This is a genomic window from Cellulomonas septica (genome assembly GCF_012396155.1).
GTDB classification, from domain to species: Bacteria; Actinomycetota; Actinomycetes; order Actinomycetales; family Cellulomonadaceae; genus Cellulomonas; species Cellulomonas septica.
On the sequence record NZ_JAAXOY010000356.1, the window covers coordinates 1 to 3567 of the forward strand.

At 72.2% G+C, this 3567-nt stretch carries 3 protein-coding genes; all 3 read left to right on the top strand.

Annotated features, from left to right (window positions below):
* Positions 1–161: 161 nt before the first annotated feature.
* The 3 genes from HGA02_RS13120 (at position 162) to HGA02_RS13130 (ending at position 3404) form a co-directional block, all read left to right on the top strand.
* On the top strand, positions 162–602 hold the full coding sequence (locus tag HGA02_RS13120; protein WP_168679383.1) for a flagellar hook assembly protein FlgD: 441 nt from the start codon (positions 162–164) through the stop codon (positions 600–602).
* A 36-nt stretch (positions 603–638) separates the two neighbouring features.
* The gene (locus HGA02_RS13125; RefSeq protein WP_124343032.1) at positions 639–1817 is read left to right on the top strand and encodes a flagellar hook protein FlgE; all 1179 of its coding nucleotides are present in this window, start codon (positions 639–641) and stop codon (positions 1815–1817) included.
* A gap of 225 nt (positions 1818–2042) precedes the next feature.
* Entirely contained in the window at positions 2043–3404 is a 1362-nt protein-coding gene (locus tag HGA02_RS13130) for a glycoside hydrolase family 6 protein (protein WP_168679384.1), read from the top strand.
* Positions 3405–3567 lie beyond the last annotated feature (163 nt).

Consider the following 3567-nt stretch of genomic DNA (forward strand, 5'->3'; position numbering starts at 1 on the left):
CGGACCGTCGGCCGCGACCACGGGCGTGCGCCGGTCGTCGTCCGGGCTGGACGTGGACCTGTGACCGCCGGCCCGCGCCCGCCCGTCCGGACGGCACCACCCCGACCAGCACCCGACGACCCCGGCACCCGCCCTCAGACCCGCACCCTGCAGGAGGCACCATGAGCATCGACGTCTCGTTCCTCGGCGCGACGAGCCGCACGGCCGACACGTCGGGCCAGAAGGCCGCGACCAAGGAGCTCGACAAGCAGGCGTTCCTCGACCTGCTCGTCGCCCAGCTGCGCAACCAGGACCCCTCGGCCCCGATGGACTCGTCGCAGCTCATGACCCAGACGACCCAGCTCTCCACGATGGAGTCGCTGGTCGCCCTGGCCGACACGCAGCGCGAGTCGTTCGCGCTGCAGATGCGGATGTCGGCAGCCCAGCTCGTCGGGCAGCAGATCACGTGGACCGACGCGGACGGGGCCGAGAAGTCGGGCACCGTCACGGGCGTGTCCTACGCGGGCCCTGTGCCCACCGTGAAGGTCGGTGACACGGACGTCACCCTCGACGCGGTCTCGGCGGTCACGTCCGCCACCGTCACCCCCGCCACCACCGCCTGACCCCGCGCAGCACCCCTGCCGAAAGGAACCACCGCCATGCTCCGCTCGCTCTTCTCCGGCATCTCCGGTCTGCGCGCCCACCAGACCCAGCTCGACGTCACGGGCAACAACATCGCCAACGTCAACACGACGGGCTTCAAGTCGTCGCAGACGCAGTTCCAGGACACGCTCAGCCAGATGCTCCAGAACGGTGCGGGCGCCCAGGCGGGCGTCGGCGGCACGAACCCGGCGCAGGTCGGCCTGGGCGTGCGCGTCGCGGGCATCACGACGAACTTCACGCAGGGCGCGTCGCAGATGACGGGTCGCAGCACCGACATGATGATCCAGGGCGACGGCTTCTTCGTGGTCCGCAAGGGCAACGAGTCGTACTACACGCGCGCCGGGTCGTTCGACTTCGACGCGACCGGCCAGATGGTGCTCCCGGGCGAGGGCGCGCTCGTGCAGGGCTGGGCGGCGGTGAACGGTGTCGTCGACACGAACGGCCCGCTCGTCGACCTGCGCGTCCCGGCCGGCACGCTCATGCCCGCGGTCGCGACGTCGACGGCGGCCTACGAGGGCAACCTCGACGCCGACGCGGCGGACGGCACGACGATCAACCGCACGATCGACGTCTACGACGCGACGGGCGCGTCGCGCGAGCTCGAGCTCACGTTCACGAAGTCCGCGACGGGCTGGGCCCTGACGGCGTCCGACGGCACGGCCACGGTCAACGCGGGTGCGATGACGTTCACCGCCGCGGGCGCCCTCACGACGCCGACGACGGTCACGGTCGGCGGCGTCGCGGTCGACCTGTCGACGATCACCGGCTTCTCGGGCATCGACTCCGTCAAGGCGCGCACCCAGAACGGCCAGGCGGCCGGCGTCCTGCAGTCGTTCGCGCTCGGCGCGGACGGCACCATCACGGGCGCGTTCTCCAACGGTCTCAAGCAGACGATCGGGCGCCTCGCGATCGGCTCGTTCACCAACCCGTCGGGCCTCGAGAAGGCGGGCGGCTCGCTGTTCCGCACGTCGGTCAACTCGGGCGACGCGCAGGTCGGCGCGGCGGGCACGGGCGGCCGCGGCACGCTCGCGGGCGGCGCGCTCGAGATGTCGAACGTCGACCTGTCGAGCGAGTTCACCAGCCTGATCATCGCCCAGCGCGGCTTCCAGGCGAACAGCCGCGTCATCACGACGTCGGACGAGGTCCTCCAGGAGCTGGTCAACCTCAAGCGCTGACCTCGACGCTCCGTCCGCGACGGCCCTGCACCTCCTCCACGGTGCGGGGCCGTCGTGCTGCGCGTGCGTCGTCGCGGTCCGTCGAAGCGCGTGGTCGAAGCGGATCGACAGGCACGGCGACGTACTTAAGCGATTAGGCACCCGGCTTCCCCTCGCGTCGGTGCGGTGACGTCAGGTTTCCTCGTCGGGACCCCGAGCAGCCGAGACACCAGGGAGCCACCCCGCATGTCCACCCGCAGATCCGCCGCCGCGCTCCTCGCCGCCGCGGCCGTCGCCGTCGGCGGCCTCACCGCCGTCACGGCCAGCGCCGCGCAGGCGGCCGCCGGCTGCCGTGTCAGCTACGCCGTGTCGAGCCAGTGGCAGGGCGGCTTCGGCGCCAACGTCACGATCACCAACCTCGGCGACCCCGTCTCGTCGTGGAAGCTCGACTGGGCGTACCCCGCGGGCCAGAAGATCACGCAGCTGTGGAACGGCAACGTCACCACCAGCGGCTCCCAGGTGTCCGTCACGAACGTGTCGTGGAACGGCCAGATCGGCACGGGCGGCACCGCGTCGTTCGGCTTCAACGGCTCGTGGAGCGGCTCGAACCCGGTCCCGGCGTCCTTCAGCCTCAACGGCACGACCTGCACGGGCGGCACCGTCCCGACGACGTCGCCGACGCCGACGGTCACGCCGACCCAGACGCCGACGCCCACCGTGACGCCGACGCCGACCCCCACCCCGACGACGACGGTCCCGCCGCAGCCCTCGGGCAGCTTCTACGTCGACACGGCCAACCAGTCCTACCGCGCGTGGCAGTCCGCGTCGGGCACCGACAAGACGCTGCTCGCGAAGATCGCGCTCACCCCGCAGGCGTACTGGGTCGGCAACTGGGCCGACGCGTCGCACGCGCAGGCCGAGGTCGCCGACTACACCGGCCGCGCCGTCGCCGCGGGCAAGACGCCGACGCTCGTCGTCTACGCCATCCCCGGCCGTGACTGCGGCTCCTACTCGGGCGGCGGCGTCGCCGAGTCCGAGTACGCGCGCTGGATCGACACGATCGCGCAGGGCATCAAGGGCAACCCGATCGTCGTGCTCGAGCCCGACGCGCTCGCCCAGCTCGGCGACTGCTCCGGCCAGGGCGACCGGGTCGGCTTCCTCAAGTACGCCGCGAAGTCCCTCACGCTCAAGGGCGCGAAGGTCTACATCGACGCCGGCCACTCCTCGTGGCTGTCGGTCGACACGGCGGTCAACCGGCTCAACCAGGTCGGCTTCGAGTACGCCGTGGGCTTCGCGCTCAACACGTCGAACTACCAGACGACCGCCGCGAGCAAGTCGTACGGCCAGCAGATCTCGCAGCGCCTCGGCGGCAAGGGCTTCGTCATCGACACCTCGCGCAACGGCAACGGCTCGAACGGCGAGTGGTGCAACCCGCGCGGCCGCGCGCTCGGTGAGAAGCCGACGTACGTCAACGACGGCTCGGGCCTGACCGCCCTCCTGTGGGTCAAGCTGCCCGGCGAGTCCGACGGCACGTGCAACGGCGGCCCGGCCGCCGGCCAGTGGTGGCAGGACATGGCCCTGGAGCTCGCGCGCAACGCCAAGTGGTGAGGCGGCGCCCCACCTGAGCGGGCCCCCCGACGAGCCCCGCGGACCCCTTCGTCCGCGGGGCTCGTCCGTGCCCGGAGCAGGTGCCCTGGCGGGGCGGCGGAGGTCGCAGGTAGGCGGGTGCTGCTCCCCGCGGGTGCGCGCCCGTGCCGCCGGGCGGGGGAGG

Coding starts and splice junctions, on each gene's coding strand:
- HGA02_RS13120 (WP_168679383.1), top strand. CDS start 162: ATGAGCATCGACGTCTCGTTCCTCGGCGCGACGAGCCGCACGGCCGAC.
- HGA02_RS13125 (WP_124343032.1), top strand. CDS start 639: ATGCTCCGCTCGCTCTTCTCCGGCATCTCCGGTCTGCGCGCCCACCAG.
- HGA02_RS13130 (WP_168679384.1), top strand. CDS start 2,043: ATGTCCACCCGCAGATCCGCCGCCGCGCTCCTCGCCGCCGCGGCCGTC.